At 65.6% G+C, this 23,296-nt stretch carries 23 protein-coding genes; 4 read left to right on the top strand and 19 right to left on the bottom strand.

What is annotated here, in order from left to right:
• The 4 genes from BM136_RS18190 to BM136_RS18175 form a co-directional block, all read right to left on the bottom strand.
• Window positions 1–918: an ABC transporter permease gene (locus BM136_RS18190; RefSeq protein ID WP_092973807.1), complete on the bottom strand. Its 918-nt coding sequence runs from the start codon at window positions 916–918 to the stop codon at window positions 1–3.
• 25 nt (window positions 919–943) lie between these two features.
• Window positions 944–2,209, bottom strand: coding sequence for an ABC transporter substrate-binding protein (locus tag BM136_RS18185; RefSeq protein ID WP_092973714.1), 1,266 nt, complete (start codon window positions 2,207–2,209; stop codon window positions 944–946).
• 75 nt (window positions 2,210–2,284) lie between these two features.
• Complete coding sequence (locus tag BM136_RS18180) at window positions 2,285–3,322, bottom strand: ABC transporter ATP-binding protein (RefSeq protein WP_092973711.1); 1,038 nt, start codon at window positions 3,320–3,322, stop codon at window positions 2,285–2,287.
• A 147-nt stretch (window positions 3,323–3,469) separates the two neighbouring features.
• The gene (locus BM136_RS18175; RefSeq protein ID WP_175537165.1) at window positions 3,470–4,537 is read right to left on the bottom strand and encodes a porin; all 1,068 of its coding nucleotides are present in this window, start codon (window positions 4,535–4,537) and stop codon (window positions 3,470–3,472) included.
• A gap of 277 nt (window positions 4,538–4,814) precedes the next feature.
• Between BM136_RS18175 and BM136_RS18170 the strand changes: the two genes are divergently transcribed.
• Entirely contained in the window at window positions 4,815–5,537 is a 723-nt protein-coding gene (locus BM136_RS18170) for a GntR family transcriptional regulator (RefSeq protein WP_092973707.1), read from the top strand.
• Window positions 5,538–5,549: 12 nt separating this feature from the next.
• Here the strand turns inward: BM136_RS18170 and BM136_RS18165 are convergent, their stop codons facing one another.
• The 7 genes from BM136_RS18165 to BM136_RS18135 all read right to left on the bottom strand — a co-directional run bounded on the left by BM136_RS18165 (window position 5,550) and on the right by BM136_RS18135 (window position 11,677).
• Window positions 5,550–6,266, bottom strand: coding sequence for a YoaK family protein (locus tag BM136_RS18165; RefSeq protein ID WP_254775695.1), 717 nt, complete (start codon window positions 6,264–6,266; stop codon window positions 5,550–5,552).
• Window positions 6,256–8,094, bottom strand: a complete 1,839-nt coding sequence (locus BM136_RS18160) for an amidohydrolase (protein ID WP_092973703.1) — start codon at window positions 8,092–8,094, stop codon at window positions 6,256–6,258. Before BM136_RS18160 ends, BM136_RS18165 begins: the two co-directional genes overlap by 11 nt.
• A 4-nt stretch (window positions 8,095–8,098) precedes the next feature.
• Complete coding sequence (locus BM136_RS18155) at window positions 8,099–8,518, bottom strand: DoxX family protein (protein ID WP_092973701.1); 420 nt, start codon at window positions 8,516–8,518, stop codon at window positions 8,099–8,101.
• 4 nt (window positions 8,519–8,522) lie between these two features.
• Complete coding sequence (locus tag BM136_RS18150) at window positions 8,523–8,840, bottom strand: XapX domain-containing protein (RefSeq protein WP_175537164.1); 318 nt, start codon at window positions 8,838–8,840, stop codon at window positions 8,523–8,525.
• A 57-nt stretch (window positions 8,841–8,897) separates the two neighbouring features.
• Complete coding sequence (locus BM136_RS18145; protein ID WP_092973699.1) at window positions 8,898–9,719, bottom strand: alpha/beta fold hydrolase; 822 nt, start codon at window positions 9,717–9,719, stop codon at window positions 8,898–8,900.
• A gap of 111 nt (window positions 9,720–9,830) precedes the next feature.
• A complete protein-coding gene (locus BM136_RS18140) occupies window positions 9,831–10,514 on the bottom strand; it encodes a hydrolase (protein WP_092973697.1) in 684 nt (227 codons plus the stop codon).
• A 230-nt stretch (window positions 10,515–10,744) separates the two neighbouring features.
• Window positions 10,745–11,677: a LysR family transcriptional regulator gene (locus BM136_RS18135; RefSeq protein WP_092973695.1), complete on the bottom strand. Its 933-nt coding sequence runs from the start codon at window positions 11,675–11,677 to the stop codon at window positions 10,745–10,747.
• A gap of 176 nt (window positions 11,678–11,853) precedes the next feature.
• Between BM136_RS18135 and BM136_RS18130 the strand changes: the two genes are divergently transcribed.
• Both BM136_RS18130 and BM136_RS18125 read left to right on the top strand, forming a co-directional pair.
• Window positions 11,854–12,708 (top strand): 3-hydroxybutyryl-CoA dehydrogenase, encoded by an 855-nt coding sequence (locus BM136_RS18130; RefSeq protein ID WP_045202311.1) that lies wholly within the window; start codon window positions 11,854–11,856, stop codon window positions 12,706–12,708.
• A gap of 157 nt (window positions 12,709–12,865) precedes the next feature.
• Entirely contained in the window at window positions 12,866–13,723 is an 858-nt protein-coding gene (locus BM136_RS18125) for a PhzF family phenazine biosynthesis protein (protein WP_092973804.1), read from the top strand.
• Between the two features lie 8 nt (window positions 13,724–13,731).
• Here the strand turns inward: BM136_RS18125 and BM136_RS18120 are convergent, their stop codons facing one another.
• The 5 genes from BM136_RS18120 to BM136_RS18100 all read right to left on the bottom strand — a co-directional run bounded on the left by BM136_RS18120 (window position 13,732) and on the right by BM136_RS18100 (window position 18,407).
• A complete protein-coding gene (locus BM136_RS18120; protein WP_092973693.1) occupies window positions 13,732–14,280 on the bottom strand; it encodes a GNAT family N-acetyltransferase in 549 nt (182 codons plus the stop codon).
• Window positions 14,280–14,864: a helix-turn-helix domain-containing protein gene (locus BM136_RS18115; protein WP_092973691.1), complete on the bottom strand. Its 585-nt coding sequence runs from the start codon at window positions 14,862–14,864 to the stop codon at window positions 14,280–14,282. Before BM136_RS18115 ends, BM136_RS18120 begins: the two co-directional genes overlap by 1 nt.
• Window positions 14,865–15,087: 223 nt before the next feature.
• On the bottom strand, window positions 15,088–16,563 hold the full coding sequence (locus BM136_RS18110; RefSeq protein ID WP_092973689.1) for a DUF1254 domain-containing protein: 1,476 nt from the start codon (window positions 16,561–16,563) through the stop codon (window positions 15,088–15,090).
• A gap of 211 nt (window positions 16,564–16,774) precedes the next feature.
• The gene (locus BM136_RS18105; RefSeq protein WP_092973687.1) at window positions 16,775–17,758 is read right to left on the bottom strand and encodes an NAD(P)H-dependent flavin oxidoreductase; all 984 of its coding nucleotides are present in this window, start codon (window positions 17,756–17,758) and stop codon (window positions 16,775–16,777) included.
• Window positions 17,759–17,858: 100 nt separating this feature from the next.
• Window positions 17,859–18,407 carry a type 1 glutamine amidotransferase domain-containing protein gene (locus BM136_RS18100; RefSeq protein ID WP_092973685.1) on the bottom strand — a complete coding sequence of 183 codons (549 nt, stop codon included), beginning with the start codon at window positions 18,405–18,407 and terminating at the stop codon, window positions 17,859–17,861.
• Between the two features lie 137 nt (window positions 18,408–18,544).
• Here BM136_RS18100 and BM136_RS18095 point away from each other — a divergent pair, with 137 nt between their 5' ends.
• The gene (locus BM136_RS18095) at window positions 18,545–19,471 is read left to right on the top strand and encodes an alpha/beta fold hydrolase (protein ID WP_092973683.1); all 927 of its coding nucleotides are present in this window, start codon (window positions 18,545–18,547) and stop codon (window positions 19,469–19,471) included.
• 9 nt (window positions 19,472–19,480) lie between these two features.
• On the opposite strand, the gene BM136_RS18090 is transcribed toward BM136_RS18095, so the two are convergent.
• Genes BM136_RS18090 through BM136_RS18080 form a run of 3 tightly spaced genes read right to left on the bottom strand, consistent with a single transcriptional unit; the run spans window position 19,481 to window position 23,204 of the window.
• Window positions 19,481–20,164, bottom strand: a complete 684-nt coding sequence (locus BM136_RS18090) for a Fe2+-dependent dioxygenase (protein ID WP_092973681.1) — start codon at window positions 20,162–20,164, stop codon at window positions 19,481–19,483.
• Complete coding sequence (locus BM136_RS18085) at window positions 20,155–20,925, bottom strand: tetratricopeptide repeat protein (protein ID WP_092973679.1); 771 nt, start codon at window positions 20,923–20,925, stop codon at window positions 20,155–20,157. The genes BM136_RS18090 and BM136_RS18085 overlap by 10 nt, the downstream gene beginning before the upstream one ends.
• Window positions 20,925–23,204 carry a TonB-dependent receptor gene (locus tag BM136_RS18080; RefSeq protein WP_092973677.1) on the bottom strand — a complete coding sequence of 760 codons (2,280 nt, stop codon included), beginning with the start codon at window positions 23,202–23,204 and terminating at the stop codon, window positions 20,925–20,927. The genes BM136_RS18085 and BM136_RS18080 overlap by 1 nt, the downstream gene beginning before the upstream one ends.
• Window positions 23,205–23,296: the final 92 nt, after the last annotated feature.

The following is a 23,296-nucleotide window of genomic DNA, read 5'->3' as shown; positions in this document are numbered from 1 at the left end:
TCAAAGCTCCTTGCGGATGTCGACCACGCGGGTCAGGCCCCAGATGATCATCAGAACGGTCAGCAGCAGCACCACGGCATTGGCCGCCGCCAGCGGAAACTGCAGGTACGACGTCTGCACCTGGATCATCTTGCCGACCGAGGCGATCTGCTGGCCGCCCATCACGCCCACGGTCACGAAATCGCCCATGACGATGGTCAGGATGAAGATGGAGCCGATCAGGATGCCGCTGCGCGACAGCGGCACGATCACATGCCAGAGCGTTTGCCAGGTGCTGGCGCCTGCATCGCGCGCGGCTTCGAGCAACGCGCGGTCGATGCGCATCATCGAATTGAAGATCGGCACGATCATGAACATGGTGTAGAGGTGCACGTAGGCCAGCAGCACCGAGAAGTTCGAATACAGCAGCCAGTCCTGCGGCTGCTCGGTCAGGTGCATGGCCTGCAGCGTCTGGTTGACGAGGCCGTTGCGGCCCAGCAACGGGATCCACGAAATCATGCGGATCACGTTGGACGTCCAGAACGGCACCGTGCAGATCACGAACAGCAGCGTCTGCACCGCAGCCGAGCGCACGTGGAACGCCAGGAAGTACGCCAGCGCAAAACCCAGCGCCAGCGTCAGCGCCCAGGTGCCCAGCGCAAAGCGCAGCGTCGACAGGTACGTCGACGCCGTCACGCACAGATCGCCGTATTCATTGAGATGGCCGCAGCCTTCCCACAGCTTGGCGTAGTTGCGCAAGGTGAAGGTCGGCAGCAGCGCGTACTCGTTGAAATCCCAGAAGCTGACCATTGCGACCAGCCCCAGCGGGATCAGAAAGAACACGACAAACACCGCCGCAAACGGCAGCGCCTGCAAGCCCGGACGCAGGGCGCCGGCGGCGGGTGGAGTGGACGGCGTAGACGGCGTAGAGGGTGTCATGACGATGGCGACGTGCTGAGGGGCGTCAAGCGGCGACAAACTCGTTCCACTTGCGGACCATGTATTCGTTTTCGTCCATGACTGCGTTCCAGCAGGCGATGCCGCCCATGCGCTGTTCGTAGCTGCCGCCGTCGCGCACGCTGCCGGCCTTGGCCAGCACATCGCCGTGCGGGCTCTTGATGTCCTTGGCAGCGGGTTTGCCTTCCATCCAGTAGGCCCACTCGTAGGGCTCCATCTTGGCCTTGGCCGTTTCCAGCACGGCGCTGTAGTAGCCCTGGCGGTTCAGGTATGCACCGGCCCAGCCGTCGAGGAACCAGTTGATGAATTCATACGCCGCATCGAGCTTCTTGCCCGACACCGTCTTCGGAATGCCAAAGCCGGCGGCCCACGCGCGATAGCCTTCCTTGAGCGGCTGGAACGTGCAGTCGATGCCCTTGCTGCGCACGGCGGTCACCGCCGGGCTCCACATCGACTGGATCACCACTTCGCCCGAAGACATCAAATTCACGCTTTCGTTGAAGTCCTTCCACAGCGCGCGGAACTGGCCGGCCTTCTTGGCTTCGATCAGCGTCTTGATGGTCAGGTCGATTTCGGCGCGGGTCATGTTGCCCTTGTCGGCGTACTTGTGCAGGCCCTTGGCTTCCACCACCATCGCCGCGTCCATGATGCCGATCGACGGAATGTTCAGGATCGACGCGCGCCCCTTGAACTCGGGGTTCAGCAGCTCGGCCCACGAGTTGATGGGGCGCTTGATGAGGTCGGGACGGATGCCCAGCGTGTCGGCGTTGTACACGGTCGGGATCAGCGTCATGAACTGCGTGGGCGAAGTCGCGAACGTGGTCGCATTGGCGCCCGGCAGATACATGACCTTCTTGGGCGCGGTGCCCTGGTCGCCCACCTTCTTGCCGGCCACCTCGCCCTTGGTGAACAGCGACGTGATCTTGTCCGCGTTCTTGATGCGGCGCGCGTCGATGCCCAGCAGGTTGCCGGTCGGCACGATCTTCTTGAGCGAGAAATACTCCGTGTCGATGAGGTCGAAGCTGCTCGGCGCGGTCACGGCGCGCTTGGTGATCTCATCGGTCGTCACGGCCACGTATTGCACGCGGATGCCGGTGTCGGCTTCGAATTTCTCGGCGATCAGCTTGTCCTGGTTGACCGCCGTGCCGAGGTAGCGCAGCGTCAGCTTTTCTTGCGCGTGGATCGCGGGTACGACGCCGGTGGCCAGGATGGCGGCCATGCCCTTGAGTGCGATGCGGCGGCCGGCCTTGAAGTCGTTGGAATCGTCAGACATGTTGCAACCCCTGATAGGAAGGTGAAGGCAGCGCCTGAAGCCGTCAGGCTGCGGATTGGAATGGTTGAGCCGGTTTCAGGCCGCTGGCGGGCCCGGTAAGCGGTGGGCCTGTGCGGCATCCCACGAGGCCCAGATGGGTTGATGCAGTGCGAGGTGTGCGATGGTGGCGTCGGTCTCGGGCAGGCTCACCGTTACGCGTTGCGAGGGCGAGAGCGCCACGCCTTCCACGCTCACCAGCACATGTGTGCCCTGGTATTCGATGTCGCAGATGCGGCCGCGCACGCGGGGGCGATCTCCGGCTACGGCTTCATCAGCATGCAAGGCCATGCGGTCGATGCGCACCGCTACGGGCCCATGCGCGTCTTCCAGCAAGTTGTGTCCGCCGATGAAGGTCGCAACAAACGCGCTGGCTGGCTGGTTGTAGATCTCGCGCGGGCTGCCGGCCTGTTCGATGCGGCCGTGGTTCATCACGACCATTTGGTCGGCCAGGGCCATCGCTTCTTCCTGCGAGTGCGTGACGTGCACGAAGGTCAAGCCCAGTTCCTGCTGCCAGCGTCGCAATTCGGCACGCATCTGTGTGCGCAGGAACGGGTCCAGCGCAGAGAGTGGTTCGTCCAGCAGCAGCACGCGCGGCTCCATGATCAGCGCACGCGCCAGCGCCACGCGTTGCTGCTGGCCGCCTGACAACTCGCCAGGCCGACGCTGCGCCAGGTGGCCCATCGCCACGCGCTCCAGCAGCGCCTGCGCGCGCTGGCGCCGTTCGCGTGCGTTGATACCGCGCATCTTCAGGCTGAAGGCCACGTTCTCGAGCGCGCTCAAGTGGGGAAACAGTGCGTAGCTCTGGAACATCATGGCCGTGCCGCGCGAGGCCGCCGGCAGGTTGGTGATGTTGCGGTGGCCCAGCAGGATGTCGCCGTCGCTCACATGTTCGTGGCCGGCAATCATGCGCAGCGTTGACGATTTGCCGCAGCCCGACGGCCCCAGCAAGCAGCAATAGCTGCCGGCCGGCACGCGCAGGTTGATGGCGTCGACGGCCACGGCGTCATGTGCGTAACGCTTGGTCAGCGCAACGAGTTCGAGGGAGTCGGCGGGGGCGGTGGGTGCGCGGGTCATGTCGGGTTGGTGCAATAGGTGTGCCTGTCTGCGCGCGGAAATTTCGGCGCGAGCGCGCTTGGCATGCGTCGTTCTGGTGCGCGTGGCCGCATCTGCGGGCAGCCGCGCCACATACCGGGGCAAGTGGCGCGGCCGGCTTCGCGCGGGTCAGAAGGTGTGACGCACGCCCAGCGCCACTGAGGTCTGGCTCGTGCCCGGCACGCCGCCGCCGATGGCGCCCGACGTGGTGTTGACAAGCGCTTCCGTCGCGCTCGACGAGTTCTTCAGATACGCCACGTTGGCCACCAGCGTGGTGCGCTTCGACAGGCTGTACAGGCCCAGCAGCCGGTAGACCATCGAGCTGTTCGACAGCGTCGAGTTGCGGCGGTACAGCACATCGGCCGAGCCGGTAAAGGCCGTGGTGAAGGCGTAGTCGACGCCGCCTTCCACCGCGTACGCCTTGCGCGCCGACATGCTGGGAATCGACTGGAACGCGCCCGTGCCGCCCACATCGGCGCGCGCCGCGCCCAACCGCAGCTTGGTCGCCCCAAACGTGTAGCTGCCGCCCACGGTGATCAGCTTGTAGAGCGAGCCGGTGCCGCTGCCATCGCGCTCCTGGTCGTAGCTGGCGGCTAGATACAGCGGGCCAGCGCTATAACGCCCTGCGAGGTTGAACAGCGAGCCCTGCGAGATGGAGCCGGCCGCTTCGCCAAAGCCGTACATCGCGCCGAACTGCGCACCGCCCAGGTCGGGCGACACGTACTTGACCGTGTTGTTGTAGATCTCGCTCACGGCGTCGAACTCGCTGAACTTGAAGATCGAGCCCGAGTTGTAGCCGCCCTTGAAGACGCTGCCCACCAGCCAGTCGTCGTTGAAGTTCCATTGCTTGCCGGCCGTGAGCGTGCCCGACGACGAACTCAGCCCGACATACGAATTGCGCGAGAACAGCGTGCCGTTGGAAGACATGCGCCCGTTGCTCGGGTTGAAGCCGGCCTGCAGGTTGAACAGCGCATTCACACCGCCGCCCAGGTCTTCCTTGCCGCTCAGCCCGAAGTTGGACACGCCCAGGATGCTGTCCGACACGCCGGTCAGACTTTGCGAGCCGTTGCCGGCATGGTTGGTCCAGCTAACGCCGGTATCGATGACGCCCGACAGCGTCACGCTCGACTGCGCCGCAGCGAAGCCCGACAGCCCGAATGCCAGGGCGGCAGCGCCCAGCTTGGTGGTGGTGCTCATGACAGGTGATCCCCTAAATGAATTGGCGCGACCGCATTGCGTGGCCGCTCCCGGCATTGCGTTCTATGTTGAGTACAAGCTTTGTTTGGATTGTGCACAATCACGCTTGTCTACATGCAGTAACCGTGCCAAGCAAAATGGGCGGTTTTCGCTTGCTTCTGGTGCAAGAACGCCAAAAACATGGGGAGATCTCTTGATGATGTCGCACCAACGCCGCCCGAATTGGCATCGGTTTTGTGCACAATCCAAGCGCGGTTTGCTCGATTAGAATGGCGAGATGCCAGAGCCCACGACCCCTCCGACCTCCCAGCCACGCCGCAACAACGCCGAAGTCGACGCCCGCATTTCGGACGCGGTGTACGACGCCATCCTCGAACAGAAGCTGCCGCCCGGCACCCGTCTGGTTGAGGCGCAGCTATGCAAGGCCTTTGGAATTACGCGGGGGACATTGCGCCGGGTGCTGGTGAAACTGGCCCATGAGGGCGTGGTGGAGCTGCAGCCCAATCGCGGCGCGACCATCGCCGTGCACGACGCGACGGAAGCTCGCCAGGTCTTTGGTGCCCGGTTGATTCTGGAAACCGGCTCGGTACGCGAACTGGCGCAGCACGCGACGGCGGAGCAACTCACCGAGCTGCGTGCGCTGGCGGCTGCTGAACACGCCAGCCGTGAATCCGGCAACTGGCGCGATTGGATCCGCCTCTCGGGCGACTTCCATATCCAACTGGCCGAGGCGAACGGCAACCCCATCATCACGGCGATGCTGCGCACGCTGGTGGCGCGTACCTCGCTGCTGATCGGGCTCTATGAATCCCCCGCGCGGCCGAGTTGCGGCCACGACGAACACTTGGCCATTCTCGATGCGGTGGAGCGCCGCGACGGCGAGCGCGCCGCGCGGCTGATGGGCGAACACTTGGGCGAATACATCGCTGCGCTGGAGCTTGAGCCCCGGCAGGTGGAGACGATCGATTTCTCCAAGCTGTTTCGCCGCGTCAAGGTCTGACCGAGCGCTGGCCTAGCGTTGCATGACGGCCAGGGCCACGAGGATGCCCGCGGGCGGCAACACGCACCAGAACGACAGCGTTGCAAACGCCAACGCCCCCAGCACCGCGCCCGTGGCGAACCCGGCCAGCGGCGGCACCATCTTGCGCAATCGCGTGCGTGCAACATCCTTCTGCGTACCACCCGGCGACAGCAACTCCACCACGTCGATCACGATCTGCGTCGTGTTGCCGGTCATGATCGTGGTGGGTGCATGTTCCGACAGCACGATGCGCGCCTTGGCGTTCTGTACGCCCATCGCCGCGACGCCGAGCAGCCCGACAACAATCGTGGCCGGAGCATCGGGCGATTGAATTGGCAGCGCCAGCAGCCCCGCCGCCATGAAGGCCAGCAGCAGAACGGCCTGCACAAGCAGCAGCGGCCGCAGCGGCGCCACACCGCGCCGCGTGAGCGCCGTCACGGCGAGTTTGGTCGCTGCCACGGCCACCACGAACATCGGCAGCGCCAGCAGCTTGGCGAGCACGCCCTGGCCGGAGCCCGCCAGCTCCAGGCCGATCATCACGAAGTTGCCGGTCACGTGCGCGGTGAACAGCCCAAACAACGCCGCAAAGCCGACCACATCCACATAGCCCGCGACGAACGCCAGCAGCGTTCCCTGTGCGATCAGGAAACGTGCTGACGCCGGTGTGGCCGTTGCAGCCGTCGCCGCCGTCGCCGCTTCAGAAGGCAAAGCACGAACACCCGAAGGCGCCCCAGAAACCGCGGAAGTCGGTGGTCGGCACATTGGCCGTGCGCGCTTTCTGGTGCGCGTGGCCGTGCACCGAACACGAACCGACGCACTGATGCACCTGCTGCTGCATGGGCGCAGCCGGCCGCCAGTGCCCCGGCACGCGCGCCACGGGCGACCACTCCGGCAGCACCGGAATGGGCGGCGGGCCGAATTCGGCAAACTCCGCTGCGCCGTAGACGATGCGTCCACCCACCACCGTCAGCACCGATTCGATGGTCTTGATATCGGCCTCGGGCACGCTGAAGAAATCCGCCGACAATGCCGCCAGATCAGCGAGTTGCCCGACCTTGATCTGCCCCTTGTTGCCCTGGTCTGCCGAGAACCACGCGCTGCCGTGCGTGTACAGCTCGAGCGCCACTTCGCGCGGCAACCCTTCCGGATACAGCGCCATGCCGCCCACGGTGCGCCCGCTTGCCAGCCAATACAGCGACGTCCACGGGTTGTAGCTCGACACGCGCGTGGCGTCGGTGCCGGCGCCCACGGGCACGCCTTCGGCCAGCATGCGCTTGATGGGCGGTGTCTGCTCGGCAGCGGCAGCGCCGTAACGGTCGACAAAGTATTCGCCCTGGAAGGCCATGCGATCCTGAATGGCGATGCCGCCGCCCAGTGCGCGCACGCGCTCGATGTTCTTCGGCGAAATCGTCTCGGCATGGTCGAAGAACCAGGGCAGGCCGTTGAAGGGAATGTCGCGGTTCACCCGCTCGAACACGTCGAGCATGCGCGAGATCGATTCGTCGTAGGTCGCGTGCAGCCGGAACGGCCAGCGCTGCGCGACGAGGTGGCGCACCACGGTTTCCAGCTCCTGCTCCATCGTCTCGGGCAGGTCGGGGCGCGGTTGCAGGAAGTCTTCGAAGTCGGCTGCGGAGAAGACGAGCATTTCGCCCGCGCCGTTGTGGCGGAAGAAGTCATCGCCCTGGCGGTATCGCACGCTGCCAGTCCAGTTCTTGAAGTCGGCCAGCTCCTCTTTCGGCTTCTGCGTGAAGAGGTTGTAAGCGATGCGGATGGTGAGCTGGTTCTGCGCGGATAGCTCGCGGATGATTTCGTAGTCTTCCGGATAGTTCTGGAAGCCGCCGCCTGCGTCGATGGCGCTTGTCACGCCCAGGCGGTTCAGCTCGCGCATGAACTGGCGCGTGGAGTTGACCTGGTATTCGGGCGGCAGCTTCGGCCCCTTGGCGAGCGTCGCGTACAGGATCATCGCGTTCGGCTTGGCGATCAGCATGCCGGTGGGCTCGCCGGACGCGTCGCGCTGGATCTCGCCGCCCGGCGGGTTCGGCGTGTCCTTGGTGTAGCCGACCTGGCGCAGCGCCGCGCGGTTGAGCAGCGCGCGGTCGTACAGGTGCAGCACGAACACGGGCGTATCGGGCGCGGCCTGGTTCAACTCTTCGAGCGTGGGCATGCGGCGCTCGGCAAACTGGAATTCCGACCAGCCGCCCACCACGCGCACCCATTGCGGCGACGGCGTGCGCGCGGCCTGCTCCTTGAGCATGCGCATCGCGTCGGCCAGGGAGGGCACGCCTTCCCAGCGCAGCTCCAGGTTGTAGTTCAGCCCGCCCCGGATCAGGTGCAGGTGCGAATCGTTCAGGCCCGGGATGACGGCGCGCCCGCGCAGGTCGATGACCTGGGTGGCGGCGCCGCGCTGGGCCATCACGGCGGCATCGTCGCCCACGGCAACAAAGCGGCCATCACGCACGGCAACGGCGCTGGCGGTGGGGCGTTCGCGGTCGACCGTGTGGATGCGGCCGTTGTGCAGGATGAGATCGGCGGTCATTGCGTCAGTATTTGGGGAAGATCGAAAAACGTCCGGGTCCGGCAATCAGGACCGTGGTGAAGATGATCAGCAGCATCCACCCGAACTGTCCATCGGCAAGCGACCAGTCCGGATGCACCACCAGCATGGCCACCAGCAACGTGGCGACGATGGGCAGACACGCCAGGCGCGCCAGCACGCCAAGCGCAATCAGTAGCGGACACAGCGTTTCCGACAGGATGGCGAGCAGCAGCGTGGGTGCGGCGCCCATGTGGAATGGGTCTTCAATGCGCGTCAGTTCCTGGCTGTAGTGCAGCACCTTGGGCAGCCCATGCACGGCGATCAGCAGGGCGCTGCCGGTCAGGCGCAGGAACAGCAGGCCAACGTGCAGGGCGGTATCGGCAGGGGCCGCAGCGTGGGAGGGTTCGAGCGACAGGTGTGTCATGGCGTCAGCTCGGGTTGCGCGGCGTGGTGCCGCTGGTGCTGCCGGAGCCGCCAGTGGCGGCCAGGTCTGTTGGTTGCGCCGCGGGTGGCACTTGGGGCGGTGCGCCGGTGATCTTCGGCACGCACTCGTGGCGGAACCACGCCATGGTGATGGGCTCGCCGGCCAGCAGGCGCTGCGCAGCCGGCACGATCTGTTCGCCGATCAGCATGCCGAGCAGCCCGACCAGCGCGATCGCCGGTGGCGCCGGTGAGCGAACGTGCAGCAGCGCGTAGATGATGCCAACCAGCATGCCGACGGCAATGGAGATGAGGTAGGGCTTCACGAGGAGGGCTCCAGGATGCCAAGGGGCGGCGCGCGCAAACGGCGCCGCCCGTGCCGGTCAGGTGCTGAGGAAGGCCAGCAGGTCCGCGTTGACCTTGTCCGCCTCGGTCACGCACATGCCGTGCGAGCCGCCCGGATAGACCTTCAGCGTCCCGTCCTTCACCACTTCCACGCCCAGCTTGGCCGAATTGTCGATCGGCACGATCTGGTCGTCGTCGCCATGCAGGAACAGCACCGGCACGTCGATCTTCTTCAGGTCTTCGGTGTAGTCGACCTCCGAGAATTCCTTGATGCACAGATACTGGCCGTGAATGCCGCCGGTCATGCCCTGCGCCCAGAAGGCATCGATGGTGCCCTGCGAGACCTTCGCGCCCGGCCGGTTGAAACCGAAGAACGGTGTGGCGAGATCGCGGTAGAACTGCGAGCGGTTGTCGGCGACGCCCTTGCGGATGCCGTCGAACACGTCCATCGGCAAGCCGTGCGGATTGGAGGCCGTCTTGAGCATGATGGGCGGCACCGCGCCGATCAGCACCGCGCGGGCGACGCGCCTGGTGCCATGACGGCCGATGTAGTGCGCGACTTCGCCGCCGCCGGTGGAATGACCGACCAGCGTGGCGCCCTGGATGTCGAGCGCATCGAGCAGCGCTGCCAGGTCGTCAGCATAGGTATCCATGTCGTTGCCCTGCGACGGCTGGTCGGAGCGGCCGTGGCCGCGCCGATCATGCGCGATGACACGAAAGCCCTTCTGCACGAGGAACAGCGTCTGCGCGTCCCACGCGTCGGCATTGAGCGGCCAGCCGTGCGAGAAGACGACGGGCTTGCCGTTGCCCCAGTCCTTGTAAAAGATGCGCGTACCGTCTTGGGTCGTAATCGTTTGCATGGGAATGAGAGAGAGGGTGGTGGCTGATTGAATGGACGACAGGGCGACGCATGCGGTTGCACATGCGTCGCCCGGCCGGAGCAGCGTCTTCTTGTATGGTCGGCAGCGCGATCAGTTGGCCGCCACGGGTGCCAGCGCCTCGTGCGGCGTGGCCGTGCGTTGCGGGGCCTCGTGCACCATCGTGTAGGCATAGTCCACGCCCATGCCGTAGGCGCCGGAGTGCTCCTTCACCAGCTGCATGACGGCGTCGTACGTGTCGCGGTGGGCCCAGTCACGCTGCCATTCCAGCAGCACCTGTTGCCACGTCACGGGCACTACGCCGGCCTGGACCATGCGCTGCATGGCGTAGTCGTGCGCGTCCTTTGACGTACCACCCGAAGCGTCGGCCACCATGTAGATCTCGTAGTCGGCATCGTGCATGGCCGACAGCGCGAAGGTGCAGTTGCACACCTCCGTCCACAGGCCCGAGACGACCACCTTCTTGCGGTTGTTCTTTGCCAGGGCATCGCGCACCTTCTGGTCGTCCCAGGAGTTCATCGAGGTGCGTTCGAGCAGTGGCTGATCCGGAAACACATCGAGCAGCTCCGGATAGGTGTAGCCCGAAAAGCTCTGCGACTCGACGGTCGTAATGGTGGTGGGGATGTTGAAGATCTTCGCGGCCTTGGCGAGGCCGACGGTGTTGTTCTTCAGAACCTGACGATCGATCGACTGCACGCCGAAGGCCATTTGCGGCTGGTGGTCGATGAAGATCAGTTGACAGTTTTGCGGGGTAAGGACTTCCAGCTTGGGATTCATGGCCGTATCCGGTTCCGATAGGAGATGCGAGGGGGGCGCTGCAGATCTGACGCCGCATCGGCGCGGCGCGATCAACGGCCCATCCATGATAGGAAGTTGCGCACGGGGCGCAACGCCTCAATCGGCGAGTGCAGTTTTTGCGATTGCCGAACAATCGCCGCGACTTCCCGAAATATTCCATTGGTACCCTGGACCCGCGCGCCGGTCGTGGGATTCGGCGCGCGTGGCCATTAGCGGATCCAGCCGCGCTCGAGCAAAGGCGTGTCCCATGCCGGCTCGCCAGCGTGGTGGCTGGCCAGGCAATCGATCAGTGCACACACCTTGACGGCCTGACGCTGCGTTGCCGGATACACGGCGGAGAAGTGCAGCGGTGTCAGGTCGTAGTCGACAAGCACCGGCACGAGGCGGCCGGCGACCAGATCGTCGCTGATGACGAGGGTGGGCAGGCAGGCAATGCCGGCGCTGGTGAGGGCGTAGTCGCGCAGCAGATGCACGGAATTCGAACGCACTTGCTCGGGCAGGTCCATTGCAACGCCGGCCTCGCCGTTGCGCGAGAACACCCAGCGCTTGCGGGTCGGGTAACCGGAGTACAGCGCCAGCGAATGCTGCAGCAGATCGGCCGGCTGCTGCGGCATGCCGTATTCCTCGATGTACGCGGGGGTGGCGCAGAACATGCGCCGCAGCGGGAACAGGCGCCGCTCGATCAGCGAATCGTTGATCGGCGGGAAGATCTGAAACGCCACGTCGAACCCCTCGGCAATCGGGTCGACCACGCTGTCGTCGACCACCACGTCGAGCTGGATATCGGGGTACTGCGCCCCGAACCTGGCCAGCGGCTCGGCAAAGTGGCTGAGCGCGTACCCGGGCAGCATGCGGATACGCAGCTTGCCGGCGGGCGTGGCGCGCAGGCCGCGCATCTGGTCGGTCAGGTCCGTCAGCATGCAGACGGCTTCGGCGCATTGCTTGTAGTAGGTTTCGCCCACTTCGGAAAGACGCACGTGCCGCGTGCTGCGGTGAAACAGCGGCGCTTCAATAAAGCGCTCCAGTTGCTGCACGCGGTGGGTGACCACCGAGTTGGTCACGCCTAACTGGCGGGCGGCCTCGGCAAAGCTGCGCGTTTCTGCCACGCGCACGAAGGCTTCAATACTGAGAAAACGGTCCATTTCCAGCGTCCTTGCGCCTAAGAGGAAAGAGCGGCGCGACGCCGGCCATCATACGGCGATCCGGTGGAATGTGACGTTACCGTCAGCAAGGCTTTTCTGTGCATCGCCGCGTCGTTTATCCTCTGCAATCTGTTTCATTTCCATCTCGCATTCCAATACCAAACGAGGAGCAGTTCATGGCAATTCAAGTCGTCGGCATCGTCGGTGCCGGAACAATGGGCAACGGCATTGCGCAAGCGTGCGCCGTGGTTGGGCTGGATGTGGTGATGGTGGACATCAGCGATGCCGCCGTCCAGAAAGGCATCGCCACGGTGGCAGGCAGCCTGGACCGCCTCATCAAGAAGGAAAAGCTGACCGAAGCCGACAAGGCTGCCGCGCTCGCACGCATCCACGGTTCGACCAGCTATGACGACCTCAAGCGCGCCGACCTCGTGATCGAAGCCGCCACCGAGAACTTCGACCTGAAGGTGAAAATCCTCAAGCAGCTCGAGGCTGCGGCTGCACCGCACGCGATCGTGGCGTCGAACACGTCGTCCATCTCGATCACCAAGCTGGCCGCCGTGCTGCAAGACGCCAGCCGCTTCATCGGCATGCACTTCTTCAACCCGGTGCCGATGATGGCGCTGGTGGAAGTCATCCGCGGCCTGCAGACGAGCGATGCGACCCATGCGGCGGTGGAAGCACTGGCCAAGCAACTGGGCAAGACGCCGATCACGGTCAAGAACAGCCCGGGCTTTGTCGTCAACCGCATCCTGTGCCCGATGATCAACGAGGCGTTCTGCGTGCTGGGCGAGGGCTTGGCCTCGCCGGAGGAAATCGACGAGGGCATGAAGCTCGGCTGCAACCACCCGATCGGGCCGCTGGCGCTGGCCGACATGATCGGCCTGGACACCATGCTCGCCGTGATGGAAGTGCTGTACACCGAGTTTGCTGACCCGAAGTACCGCCCGGCCATGCTGATGCGCGAAATGGTGGCCGCCGGCTACCTGGGCCGCAAGACCGGCCGCGGCGTGTACGACTATCGCAAGTAAGTCAGCCGCAATCCTTCACGGCATTCGCGCTGTCCGCCAACTGTCAGGCCGGATTCGCGCAAACTGTCTGCAAGTGTGCATGGAGACGGTGTGGCGGTGCGTTGAAGATGACGCATCGCCACACCGTTTTTTTCTTCCCCACACTCCGGACGCCATCATGCCGCGCTACGCCTTCCGCCTGCTCAACGTCTTTGCCGAATCCACGTTCGGCGGCAACCAGCTCGCCGTCTTTGAAGACGGGCGAGGCCTGGACGACGCCACCATGCAGGCTATCGGACGCCAGTTCAACCTGTCAGAGATCACCTTCATCTTCCCCGACGACACGGATGGCGCCACGGCGCGTTTCCGCATCTTCACGCCCGATTACGAGATGCCGTTTGCCGGTCACCCATCGCTTGGGACCGCGCAGGTGGTGCGCGAACTGTACGGCCCCGGCAATGAGCTGACGCTGCGTTGCCAGTCGGGCATCGTGTCGCTGACGGCGCAGGACGAGGGGTGGTCGCTCGTGCCGCCGCGCTCGGGGGCGCTGAATACGCGCGAAGCCGATCCCGCCATCACCAAGATGCTTGGGCTGGACGCCGATGCGCTGGCGGGCCCGCCGCTGTGGGTTGACGCAGGTATCGAGCAACTGATGGTGCCGGTCAAGACACGCGCTGACGTCGACCGCGCCCGCCCCGATCTGTCGGTGTTCGACGCGTGGCCGCGCAGCCGCAACGACGGACGCAATGCGTACGTCTTCACCATGCCGAAGCCCGCCAGCAATGATCCGGTGGTGTCGCGCTTCTTCTTCGAATACGGCACCGGCATGCTCGAAGACCCGGGCACCGGCTCGGCGTGTGCCAACCTCGGCGGCTGGCTGCGCGCGACGGGCCATGCGTTGCCGGCCAGTTACCGCATCGAGCAGGGCGCTGCGGTGGGACGACCCTGCCACCTCACGCTGCGGGTGGATGCCGACGGCACGATCCACGTCGGTGGCCGCGTGATCGAAATCGGCCGCGGCACGTTGACGATTTGATCGGTCGACTAGGCCGCGCCGGCTGGCGGTGTGAGCTGCTTGCAGAAGAACGTCGTCCCGCAGAATGCGCCGTTGGGCATCAGCGCGTAATTGGGCACCACGCCCACGCGCTGCCAGCCGGCGCGTGCGTATAGCCGCTCGGCGTCGCCGCCTGTCACCGTGTCGAGCACGAGCACCGTCTTGCCCTCGGTGCGCGCTTCCTCTTCGATGGCGGCCATCAACTGCTGCGCCACGCCCTTCCTACGCGCGCGGCGGTGCACGAGCATCTTTGCAACGTCGGCGCGGTGCGGCTGGTTTTCCGGCTGTGCGAGCACCAGTTGCACGGTGCCGTGGATGGCGCCCGCTTCATCTTCGGCAATCAGCAGGGCGCGCTCGCCGCGCGCCACGCCTTCGGCAACGTTGCGCCAGAACGCCTGCGCCTTGTCGCGAGACAACGGCCACATGAAGCTCACCGACGCGCCGCCTTCCACGCAATCGATCAGAACATCGGCCAACGCGTCGACGCTCGCGCTTGCCTCGTTGGCGCCCACGCGCCGAATGGTCAGGGTGTCGATCATCAGGGCCTCCAGTGGGCAGCGGACACGGTTGTCAGTGCGACGAGGTAGCGGGCAGGCCGCCGCGTGGGGTTGTGATAGACGATCGGGCAGTCCAGCCGCATGGTCAGGCAATCGCCTGCATTGAGGCGCCAGTGTGTGTCGCCCACGGTCATTTCCATCGAACCTTCGATCACCCACACCTGCTGGTGGATTTCGGCATCGCGCGCGCCGGTGTCGTAGGCCACGCGCTCGCCGGCCGGAAAGTGCACCTCAACGAGCTGCAAGGGCGAACGCGCCGCCGGCGACAGGTTGCGGCGCACGTAGCCGGAGGCAGGGTCGGTCCACTCGGGCTGATCTGCCGCGCGTGATACTGGCGACGGTTCCACGGCCGGCGCGGGACTGTCTTCGAACAGCGAGGCAAGCGTCACGCCCAGCGCGGAGCTGAGCCGATCCAGCACCGCAGCGGTCGGGCTGCTCTGGGCGCGCTCGATGAGGGAGATGGCCGAACGGCTGACCTGGCTGCGTTCTGCCAGCGCGTCGAGCGAGAGACCCTGGGCGTCGCGCAGATCGCGCAAGCGGTGGGCGATACGTTGGTGGATGTCCATGCAATCCAGTTTAATGGAAATTTTTATCTAGTAAACTGGAATTTGCGGCACGGCCAGATCGCCCTCGCTCCGGCTCATGCCTTGCGCGGATGGCAGGGGCCACCGCGTTGGAAGGGGGGGAGAGCGCTCCGGCCGCGTTCATCGGCCGGCTCGAAGGTCGCAACTCCGGCAAGCTCGTGGTGCGGGGTGGCCGAGGCCTGACCGCGCGCTCGGCCGCTCTTGGCTATTGGGTTGCAGCGTCCCGGCGCTGTACGGCGGGCGGCTGCCACGAGGCGTCGAGTGCCGCTTCCTTGGGCCAGGTCAGTTGCATGCGCAGCAGGAACGGGCCGGTGGGCGGCGGCAGCCAATTGTTGCGCATGCCCTTGGGCGGAGCGCGCTGGATCAGGATGTCGAGCGAGCCATCGCGGTTCAGGCGTGGGCGATCGGCTTCGCTCAGCACGTTGCGCAGGCCCGGGCGTTCGGATGCGCGGCGCGGTTGCCCAGCCGCGGACAAGGCGGCGACGGCCCAGCCGGCATTCTCGGGCGGGAGTTGGTTGCGCTCGAAATGCAGGACGTAGCGGTGCGTGCTGTCCAGCGCCATGCCGTTTGCGTCGGTCGTGGCGGTGGCGATGAGCATGTCCTGCGGCAGGTCGGTGCCGCCGCCGTTCCACGCCACGATGGCGCGCTGCGCGTAATCCAGCCCGTACGCGCCGACCATGCGCGGGATGAACCAGCCATTCTGCGTGACAGACGGTTGCTTGACGGCCAGCGCCAGCGTTTCGCGCGCGGCCGCTACCCCACCCTCCATCACCTTCAGGTTGGCGGCGCTTACGGCTTTGGCGTCGAACGGCGCACCAGGCACGATGCCCAGATCACGCAGCGATTGCAGCATCGTGGAGTCGGCCGCGTGCGGCGGATTGTCCTTGAGCAGTTCGGCAAAGCGCGTGAAGTAGCTGTTGGCGTCCAGCGCGGTGACACGGCGGCGCGCGGCATCCAGGCTGACGTCGAGGTCGGTGGCCTTGTCCGTGTTGACCTTGGTTTCGGCTTCGGCCTCGCGCAGGGTGCTCTTGCTGAAGGCCTCCAGCGGGGTGATGCGGTAGCGGTCCTGTAGGCGGCGTGCGGCGGTCAGGTCGCGCGGGCCGGCCACCTGCGTTCGTGCCACCACCCAGACGAGGCTGGTCGGCGCGGCAATCTGCTTGACGCCCGTGGGCAACGTGCCCTCCCAACCCGGCGGCGTGATGGCGTAGTGCGCGGCACGCGCCCCGGTGGTGCGGTTGCCGAGCGATTCGAACACGTCGTTCCACCCGTCGTGCAGCGCCACCCAGAGGTGTCGGCGCCCGGCGTCGGGCAGGCTCAGGACGACCGGGCCGTTACGCAAATCGACGAAGGCACTGCTGGCGAGCACGTCCACGCGGGCGCGCACGCCGGTGGGCAGGGCTTCGTCGTCCAGCGTGCGCTGGTGCATGAACGTACCGGCAGGCGCCAGCGCAGACGTCGTCTGCACCAGCGCGTCGGACATCATCAACGGAAACGCGTAGACATAGGCCGCGCGCACGAGCGCTTCGTTCGGCTGCGGCAGACGCTGTTCGATGGGGGCCGTGGTCGCGGCGTTCTGGGTGGAGCAGCCGGTCAGGCTCAGGGTAAGCGCCGAGGCCGCCACGCTCAGCGCCACGGCCGCCAGCTTGGTAAGCGGGCGCGCGGGCGCAGGGCAGTGCGTCATCTTGTTCTCCTTTTGTCGTCGGTGCGCGCAACAGGAAAGCAGACGCCTGTCGGACATCCCCCCAAGGATGCTTGCGCATACGCTTACGCGGTAGCCGATCCCGTGGCTCCGCGCATGTCGTATCTTGAATCTTTGGAATGTAGAAGCGCTGACAGCGCAAGTCAATTGAAGTGCTGCGCGGCACGCACGCCTAGTTGGAGGCGGGCAGAGTCTAGAGGCGCAGGTGCAGCGCAAGACGCAACTTGGCCGCGTCGTATTCGGCCTTCAGGCGCGCCACGATTTCGGCTGCGGGCGGCAGATCGGCAATCTGCCCGACACCCTGGCCGGCACCCCAGATGTCTTTCCAGGCCTTGGCGCGCGAGCTGCCATCGCCAAAGTTCATCTTGGATTTGTCGGCCTCGGGCAAGGCGGCCGGGTCCAGGCCTGCGAGTTCGATGCTTTCGCGGATGTAGTTGCCGTGCACGCCCGTAAAAAGGTTGGTGTAGACGATGTCCGATGCGGCTGCGCGCAAGATGGCTTGCTTATAGCTTTCGGCGGCGTGGGCCTCCTGACTGGCGATAAAACGTGTGCCGATGTAGGCGAGGTCCGCGCCCATGGCCTGCGCGGCCAGGATGGCATCGCCTGTGGCAATGGCGCCCGACAGCGCGATCGGCCCGTCGAAGATGCGCCGCACCTCACCCACCAGCGCGAACGGCGACAGCGTGCCGGCATGCCCGCCCGCACCCGCTGCCACCAAGATCAGGCCGTCGACACCGGCTTCCAGCGCCTTTTCGGCATGGCGCAAATTGATCACGTCGTGCAGAACGATGCCGCCGTAGCTATGCACGGCATCCAGGATTTCCTTGACCGGCGCGCGCAGCGAGGTGATGAAGATCGGCACCTTGTGTTTGACGCAGGTGGCCACGTCCTGCTCCAGCCGCGCGTTCGAGTGGTGCACGATTTGATTGACGGCGATCGGCCCAACCACTTCTTGCGGATGCGCCGTGCGGTACGCCGCCAGATCCTCGTTCATCTGCGTGAGCCAGTCGTCCAGCACCTCGGCTGGGCGCGCATTGAGCGCGGGAAACGCTCCAACGATGCCGGCCTTGCATTGCGCCAACACCAACTCCGGATAACTGACGATGAACATGGGCGAACCGATCACGGGCAGCGTCAGATGCTGCAGCATGGGCGGGAGGTGCTTGGCGGCGGGCATGGCGTCTCCAGGTTGGGCGAACCGGCACGACAGGGCAGAGCATGTCGTTCGATTATAGGAACGATCCCGCACCCCGCCGTGCGGGGTCACCTCACCGGGCTCAGACATGGGCGTGCTGCGTCAGCAGTTCGATGAAGGTGCGGTTGAAGGCGGGCAGGTCATCGGGTTTGCGGCTGCTGACCCAGTTGCGGTCGGTCACCACTTCGCGGTCCACCCACATGCCGCCGGCATTGCGGATGTCGTCCTGCAGCGTCGGCCAGCTCGTCAGCGTGCGCCCTCGCACCAGTCCGGCAGACACCATCAGCCACGGCCCGTGGCAGATCACGGCGATGGGCTTTTGCGCGCGCTCGAACGCTTTCACGAATGCCTGTGCGGCCGGCACGACGCGCAGTGCGTCGGCGTTGAAGACGCCGCCGGGCAGCACCAGGCCGTCGAAGTCGTCTGCCTTGGCCTGGTCCAGCGTCAGGTCCACTTTGAACGTATCGCCCTTGTCGGCGTGGTTCAGGCCCGTCACGCTGGGGCCTTTCGGCGCAATGATGCTGACCGTGGCACCGGCGCCTTCCAACGCCTGCTTGGGACTGGCCAGCTCGGCCTGCTCGAACAGGTCGTCGACGAGGATGGCGATGCGCAAGTCATGCAATGGGGTCATGGCGAACTCCTTGTCAGGGGAAATCCAAAGAAGGGAACGGCAGGGGATGGTTCCGCAACGCGCGTGCCCGCTCTGCGCTAGCATGCGGAGCATTCGCCACGCATCACTTCACCCAAGACTGATCACCGGAGACTTGCATGACCACGCCGCTTTCCATCGATGCCGCCACCGCTGCTGCAGACGCCGCGCTGTTTCCCGGCTTCCGTCCGTTCCGCCAGGTGGTCAACGGTGTGGAAATCGCGGGGGTGATCGGCGGGAGCGGCCCACCGCTGCTGTTGCTGCATGGCCATCCGCAAAGCCATGTGATCTGGCACAAAGTTGCGCAGGAGCTGGCGCAGGATTACACCGTCGTCGCGACCGATCTGCGCGGCTATGGCGCCTCGTCCAAGCCGGCCGGCAGCGCCCGGCATGCGGAATACAGCAAGCGCACCATGGCGCAGGACCAGGTGGAGGTGATGCGCGCGCTCGGTTTTGGCCGCTTCCGGCTGTGTGCGCATGACCGCGGGGCGCGGGTGGCGCATCGCCTGTGTGTCGATCATCCTCTCCACGTCGAGCGCGCCATGCTGCTCGACATCGCCCCCACGTTGGCGATGTACGAAAACACCGACATGGCGTTTGCGTCTGCCTACTGGCATTGGTTCTTCCTGATCCAGCCGTCGCCGTTTCCAGAGACGCTGATCAACGCCACGCCCGATTTCTACATCGGCAAACTGATGGGCCTGCGCCACGCGGGGCTGGAACCGTTCGCACCCGAAGCGATGGCGACCTACGCCGCTGCCATGCGCGAACCGGCGTGCGTGCACGCCATGTGCGAGGACTACCGTGCCGCCGCCACCATCGACCTCGAACATGATCGCGCCGACCGCGACGCAGGCAAGCGCGTGAGCGTGCCGCTGCGTGTGCTGTGGGGCGAGCACGGCGTGATCCAACGCTGCTTCAAGCCGCTGGAACTGTGGCGTGCCGTGGCGGACGACGTGAGCGGTGGCACCGTGCCGTGCGGGCATTATGTGCCGGAAGAGGCGCCGGAAGCGCTGCTCAAGGAGATGCGGGCGTACTTTGCGTGAGGCAGCCGTCTAGGCGTCGGCCCATTCGCGCAGCAGGTTGTGATACGTCCCCGTCAAGGCGATGACTGACGGGTCGTCCTGCCCCAGCAATCCCATCAACCGCTGCAGTTCCGTATCCATCTGGAACAGCAGCGTGCGATGCGCGTCGCCGCGCACCATGCTCTGCAGCCAGAAGAATGAACAGACGCGAGCGCCGCGTGTGACAGGCGTCACGCGGTGCAGGCTGCTGCTGGGGTAGAGCACCATGTCACCCGCTGCAAGCCTGACGCGGTGCTCGCCGAAGGTGTCGTCGATGATGAGTTCGCCGCCGTCGTAGTCTTCAGGTTCGGTCAGGAACAGCGTGCAGGAGAGGTCGCTGCGCATGCGGAAATCCGTGCCGCGCAGGTGACGCACGGCGTTGTCGACGTGGTTGCCGAAGGTCTGGCCGCCCGCGTAGCGGTTGAACAGCGGTGGAAAGACCTTGAGCGGCAACGCGGCCGAAAAGAACAGCGTATTGGCAGACAGCGCATCCTGAATCAAGGTGCCGACCTTGCGCGCAGCCGGCGAGCCTTCGGGCAGCTGCATGTTGTGCTTCACCTGGCCTGACTGCGCGCCGGCGGTGACCTTGCCGTCCACCCACTCGGCGGCACCGATGATGGCGCGGCACCGCGCAACCTGTTCCTTGGTCAAGACGTTGGGAATCTTCAGCAACATGATGGTTCGGTTTCCAGCGCGATGGCCAGCACGCGCAGGCGCGCATCGGGATGGCCGGCGAGAAAGTCATGCGCCTTCGCGAGGAAGGCGGGTGTGGCGGTGCGCGTGACGGCGTGCATCCAGGTGACGGCGTCGTTTGCGCGGTTGGCGAGTGCGAGCAGGCGCGCGGCGTTGAACTGGCCGCGAAAGTCGCCGCCCTCTGCGGCGCGCAGGTAGCAGCGCAGGGCCATCGCCGTGTCCGCCTCGACTTCCCAGCCGTCTTCATAGAAGCCGCCGAGCACGTTGATCGACTTGGCGTGGCCTTGCGCGGCCGCAGCCTGAAAGAGCGCGAATGCGCGAGCGCGGTCCGCCGGGATGCCGCGCCCCAGTTGCAACTGCGTCGCGTAGTTGTACTGACCCCAGTCGAGGCCGGCATCGGCCGCGCGGGCGTACCAGTGCGTGGCGGTCTTGTCGCAGGCGGGCGCACCCCAGCCGTGCTCATAGCAGCGGCCCAGCATGTTGGCGGCCATCGCGTGGCCCGATAGCGCGGCCGTCTTGAACCAGAACAGCGCTTCGCCCGGATCGCGTTCGACGCCGCGGCCATCGAGCAGCCATTGGCCGAAGATGGCCTGCGCTTCGGTGTGCCCGCGCCGGGCGGCAGCCGCCAGCCAGCGTGCGGCGCGCTCAGCAGGGCCGGTCAGCACGGCGTGGATCGCATCGACCACCGCCGGATCGGCTGTGGGGCCGACAGCCGCTGCGGCGGTTGCAGCGTCAGCCGGCATCAGTAGCGGATGCCCAGCGTCAGGATGGCCGTGCGGCCCGGTGCCAGCGATGCGTAGTGCGATGCATACGCCTGGTTGAAGTACACCTTGTCGAACACGTTCTGCACGTTCAGTTGCAGGGTGGTGTGTTTGTCGATGCGGTACGCGGCCATGGCGTCAAAGCGCCAGTAGGCCGGCACCCACTTCGGGTTGGCGGGGTTGGCGCTGCCCCACACCTTCGAGACGTAGTACGCGCCGCCGCCCAGGGTGAGTTTCGGCATCGGCTGATACGCCGTCCACAGGCTGAAGCTGTTCTTCGGCGTGTTGGGGAAGGCTGTACCGTTGGTGCCGCCAAAGGCAGCGCCCGCGCCACCGTTGTTGCGCAGCTCGCTCTTCAGATACGTGTAACCGCCGAACACCTGCCAGCGGTTGGTCAGCGCGCCCGACCAGCCCAGCTCGAAGCCATCGACGCGCTTGTTGCCCGCCATGGCGGCGGTGCCGTCCTGCTGCACGATGCGGGCGTTGGTCGTCTCGATCCGGAAGATCGCGGCCGTCAGTGCCAGCTTGCTGTCGAGCACGTTCCACTTGGTGCCGAGTTCGTAGGCGCGGTTCTTTTCCGGAGCGAGCACGTCGCCGCGATTGCCCGAGCGGTCCGGCGTGAGCGCGCTTGTATCAGCGCCCTGGCCCGCCACCCAGCCCGACGGCGTGGAAGACGTGCCGTACGCCACGTAGATGCTGCCGTTCTGCGCAGGCTTGAACACCACGCCGAGCTGGTAGTTCAGCAGATTGTCATCGCGCGAGAAGCTCGAACGCATGCCTTGCGCACTGGCCGACGTGGTGGCCGATGCCGAATAGCGATCAAAGCGCAGCCCGCCGTTGACCTGCCAGCGCGGCGACAGCTCGATCGTGTCGAACACGTAGGCCGATTGCGTGCGCACCGTCGTCTCGGCGGGATTGTTGTTGAGCTTGATGCTGCCCGCCCAGGGGTCGTTCGGGTTCGGGTTGAAGAGATCGGTGCAGTTGTAGCCGCCGGCCGCGCCGATGCCGCTCGGGCAACGGCTGCTGCCGGTGGCCACCGCGTATGTGTCATTGCGGCTGCGCTCGCGCGAGAACTCCAGGCCCGCCGCATAGCTGTGCTTGAGACCGCCGGTGTCGAACTTTCCGGTCGCTTCCGTCTGGTTGGCGACGGTGTTGGCCACCGAATAGCGCGAATTGGTGCGGCGCCAGACCATGCCGTAGTAGATGTTGCCCTGGCTGTCGTCGGGCTGCGTCCAGAGGGTGTCCTGGCTTGTGCGGGCGATGCGCGTGGTGTTGCGCAGCTTCAGCGCGCTCGACACATCGTGCTCCAGCGTGAAGGTGCCCATGTCAGCGCGGTCGCGGCGGAAGTCGCGCGACAGGCCGTAGTAGACATTGCGGTCGACATGCACGGGCGCGCCGTCGCCGGGGCCGAACAGCTGCGGGCGGCCGTCGGTGCGGCGGTTGAACGTGCCGTTGTTGTACGGAATGCCGGTGTCGGGCGTGTCGTTCGATTGCAGGTGGTAGTACGACAGCGTCGCCCGTGTGGGCGTGCCCAGCCCAAAGGCGATGGACGGTGCAATGCCCCAACGGCTGAAGCTCGTCACGTCGCGCCCCGCAACGGCGGCGTCGTGGGCCATCGCGTTGAGGCGGAAGGCGGCGTGCTCGCCGATCTGGTAGTTGCCGTCGGCCGTGACACGTTTGTACGCCGCGTTGCCGACTGACAGCGTGCCCTCGGTGAAGTGCTCCAGCTTGGGCGTCTTCGTGACGATGTTGACCGCGCCGCCTGCCGCGCCGCGGCCTTCATACGCACCCGACGGCCCTTTGATGACCTCCACCGATTCCACGTTGAACATCTCGCGCGATTGCGCACCGATGTCGCGTAGCCCGTCGAGGAAGGTGCTGGCCTGCGCGTCGTAGCCGCGGATGAACGGGCGATCGCCGACGGGGTTGCCGCCTTCGCCGGCGCCAAACGCAATGCCCGGCACCGTGCGCAGCGCCTCGGTGAGCGTGACGGAGCCGGTGTCCTGCAGCACCTCAGCCGGAATGACTGTGACGGACTTGGGCGTATCGAGCAGCGGCGCGGTGAATTTGCCGCCGGACGCGGTATCCGTCTTGAAGCCGCTGCTGCCCGTTACGGTCTGCTCGGGCAGGGTGGCGGATACGGCGTCTTTTTTCGTGTCGGCCAGCGCCGGCGCTGAAGCCACGGCAAAGCTCATTGCGCCGGTTAGATATCCCACGACCGAATGTTCGGTGCGCTTGCGTTCCGTCTGTGCTGCGTACATGGCGTGCTGCCTCTCCCCAAAAGTTCTCATTACATGTGTGATGCAAATGAGAATTGTTATCGTTTGCATGTGAGCGAGTCAACGCATCGGCA

Origin of the sequence: Ralstonia sp. NFACC01 (assembly GCF_900115545.1) — a bacterium.
Classification (GTDB): Bacteria; Pseudomonadota; Gammaproteobacteria; order Burkholderiales; family Burkholderiaceae; genus Ralstonia; species Ralstonia mojiangensis.
Note: the sequence above shows the minus strand (reverse complement) of the source record. Positions and strands in the feature narration are given on the sequence as shown.